Raw genomic sequence first — 3,433 nt, forward strand, 5'->3', positions numbered from 1 at the left:
TGAATTTCTTACGGTTCATATTGGACACATCCTCTCCCAATTTTTATTGTAAGGGACTTAACTAAAATGTGTCCATGAAACTATACTAACACCAAGCCTTTTTCAACTCTTATAGTAAAATATATCCCTTGCCTGGATATGATAGACAAAACGCGATGTTTTCCGTTTTACATTTATGAATTAGTCAATGAAAATGATCAACTTGTCAATCAAATAGATGGGGAAACCCTTATAACTTCACCGTCCGGGAAAAAATACATTCGTAGAGAAAACATAACTAACTGGGCATTAAATCAATATCGACACCGTTATGGATATCAAGTTGGAAAAGAAGATATATTTTACTACATCTATGGGCTTTTCCATTCTCTTGACTATCGTAGGCGATTTGAAAACGACTTAAAGAAAATGCTTCCGCATATTCCCTTTGTCCGGACTCCTGAGGATTTCTGGGCATTCAGTCAAGCGGGACGGGATTTGGCCGAGTTGCATTTGAATTATGAAACTGTAGAGCCATGGCCGCTCGTAGAAGAAATTAAGGGAGATAAAAATTCTTTTGAAACATACTGGGTCAAGATAATGCGTTTTGGCAAAACTCCTGACAAAAAAGAAGATAAAACGGTTATTTTGTATAACGAACACATTAGACTTCGTGATGTTCCAAATGAGGCTTACGAATATATTGTTAACGGCAAGTCAGCTATTGAATGGATTATGGATCGCTATCAAGTAAAAACCGATAAAAAAAGCGGGATTACAAACGACCCCAATAAATGGCTGGAAGAGCAAAACGACCCTCGATATATAGTTGATTTGATTAAGCGAGTAACAAGAGTTAGTGTAGAAACAGTGCGGATTATGAAAGAGTTGCCGGAACTTGATATAGAAATCCCCGATACAAATAGTTAAACATGTTTGAAGGGGTTGGTTTTTGAGGGGCATAGTTAAAAAGCCCCTCTAATTCCTATTCTTTTTGATAGATTAAAAATAATGAGGTGAAACAATTGGCTAGATTTACTGTTGCCGATTTTTACTATGGGGCGGTTCTTTCAATGTTATTTAATAATAAGATTGTTCCTGTGCTTTTTGAAAGGAACGAGAGTAGACAAATATATAACTTGAGCACCAATAACGGAGATTTCAGAATGTTTATTAAATATAGAAGTTATCCAACAGTAAATCAAGATGATTATCGAAGCTGGCATTTTGTATTTTCTGACAAAGATATTGAAGAATTATTTAAATATCTTGATGATGAATACAAACTTTTATTAGCACTTGTTTGTGGCAGTAAAGAATTTAAAAATAGTGAACTTGCTGTATTACATCCAGAAGAAATTAAGGAGTATTTTTCAACAGGACGTACTACGCTTACGATAAGTAGAAAGAAAAATGAAAAACAATTTAGGATCTCCATTGGGGGAGGCAGAAACAATTCAATAAAGATTCTAACCAATAGACTGATTTGATAAGACCTATTTACATAATCTTGTATAGAAATAGGAACCTTTTTGATAAGCGAAACATAATGCTCCCATACATCCCAAGCTCAGTGTCAAACATCAATCGGAACTGTTAGGGATGAATCGCACAAGTGTTTACCACCGTCCCAAGCGTCGTCTAGAGAGCTTGGAAAACATTGAGCTCATGCGAAGAATCGATGTACTTTACACAGAACTTCCTTACTTTGGGAACGGGTACGTCGTTTAATGCGCCTGATGGGCATCCGGGCCATCTATCCATGTCCCAATTGGCCCAATTTAAGCAAGAGACTTCATGCCCAATACTGTCGGTATTTACCTATTGAGGGGATTAGAGATCAATCACCCTATAGGCTTTACATGGTGTGGCGGGCATGTTTGGCTTCTTGGTCAGGCGATACCATTTGGCATCGCCCTATCGCAAGACATCATGCCCGCAGAGGCTCCATGTCAAGCCGGTATGCAGTTACGTACAATCCATACGAAAGGAGAGAAATTATAACTTAAAACATCTCCAAATGAGTCTTGATAATGGAGGGTATTACAAAGCCATCAAATAAATCCTGTATGGACACGCTCAAATTGATAACAAACAATGCTAACAAAGTTGCTGTTCAAAGGAACGCGCCCTTCTTTAAATGGCGAAACTCATTATTTTATACTATCATTATTGTGACAAAAGTAAATGTAAATAATGGTAAGTAAGAAAGAGGTGTTGCATTATTTATGTCTTTATTGATTCTGGTTTTACCTGTATTAACATCGTTCATTTATACTATTTGGTTCTTCATAAAACAGAAAAATACTATGGGGTTTGGAGCTTTTATTTTTACATCAGGTCTTGGTCTTATTACTTCATGTTTTAGTATTATTACTAATTTCTTTATTACCACATTTAGCATTAATATGCCTCCAACATGGCTCCAATTTACCTTTGGAGTAATTCTGATGATAATTGGCTGTTATATATTTCGATTACAATTTGTAGAGCGTTATATTTTAAATATAAATGGGTTTAACAAAGATGCGCTCGTCAGTAATCATTATAAAAGCCTAAAATTAGATCGTCTTTCATTCAAGGAAGTCGTAATTAATTTTCGAGCTTTTGTTGAAGGGAAAAAGGAAATAACTGAATACATATCCGACTGTCTTGTGGACATGATTCAATCAGAAGTAAATACTTTTAAAGAGATATCTCGTGATCGAAAGACAGCTTATACAGGAATCGCACCTATTCCATTTGTTATGATTGCAGGAAAAGCTTTTCAATCGGGGGATTTACAAGATTATTATGAACTTATTCATGGGACAAGCAAATATATGAAGTTAAAAAGAGGATTGCTAAAGAGACACCCTAAATTACATCTTGAAACAAACTTTGAGGATCCTCAATTTGATTTAGCAGAGGAAATTGTCTTGTGTATTGAACTGAAAAGTAAGATATCAGATCTCGATATTGGACAGTTTAACTGTCCTGCAATCCGATTATCTCTTAAAGAACCAGACAATTTAGCTATAAAAACGAAAGCTCAATTGTACGAATACCGTAAACAAGTCATAGATTTATTTGCTAAATTACATAATGAATTTCCTAAGATTAAAAAAGTACACCTTGTTTGTGCTTCCCAAAGTTGTCTTCCATTCGAAATTGCCCTATCGCTCAATGATACTCACCATCCAATCGTAATTTCGTATCACTATCAAAAAGATAATAATGGTGTAAATTATCCTTGGGGAATTATTATTAATGGAAGCAATGCGGGACAATTTGTTCAAGTAAAGAAAGTGAGTGAAGAAAATGAGATTTTACAGCATAGCGTCTAAATTTAATATATTTTTATACCAATCATGTTATTTAGTACCGTCAAGAATTTTGTGTAAGCCCGTAGGGCACCTCTGGAATCGTGACTATATTTAGACCTTCATCATCCTTAATTACTAATGAAAAAAGT

At 35.2% G+C, this 3,433-nt stretch carries 2 protein-coding genes and 1 pseudogene; all 3 read left to right on the top strand.

The window, feature by feature from the left end:
• Positions 1-99: 99 nt before the first annotated feature.
• Positions 100-909: pseudogene (locus tag J2S00_RS19680) on the top strand (type ISP restriction/modification enzyme); the annotation flags it as partial.
• Between the two features lie 95 nt (positions 910-1,004).
• Positions 1,005-1,469 carry a hypothetical protein gene (locus tag J2S00_RS19685; protein WP_307344000.1) on the top strand — a complete coding sequence of 155 codons (465 nt, stop codon included), beginning with the start codon at positions 1,005-1,007 and terminating at the stop codon, positions 1,467-1,469.
• Positions 1,470-2,207: 738 nt separating this feature from the next.
• Positions 2,208-3,305, top strand: coding sequence for an SAVED domain-containing protein (locus tag J2S00_RS19695; RefSeq protein WP_307344003.1), 1,098 nt, complete (start codon positions 2,208-2,210; stop codon positions 3,303-3,305).
• Positions 3,306-3,433: the final 128 nt, after the last annotated feature.

Origin of the sequence: Caldalkalibacillus uzonensis (assembly GCF_030814135.1) — a bacterium.
In the GTDB taxonomy this organism is placed as follows: Bacteria; Bacillota; Bacilli; order Caldalkalibacillales; family Caldalkalibacillaceae; genus Caldalkalibacillus; species Caldalkalibacillus uzonensis.

What these genes read in the sequence shown, in the direction of transcription:
- J2S00_RS19695 (WP_307344003.1), top strand. Translation starts at nt 2,208, where the DNA reads ATGTCTTTATTGATTCTGGTTTTACCTGTATTAACATCGTTCATTTAT.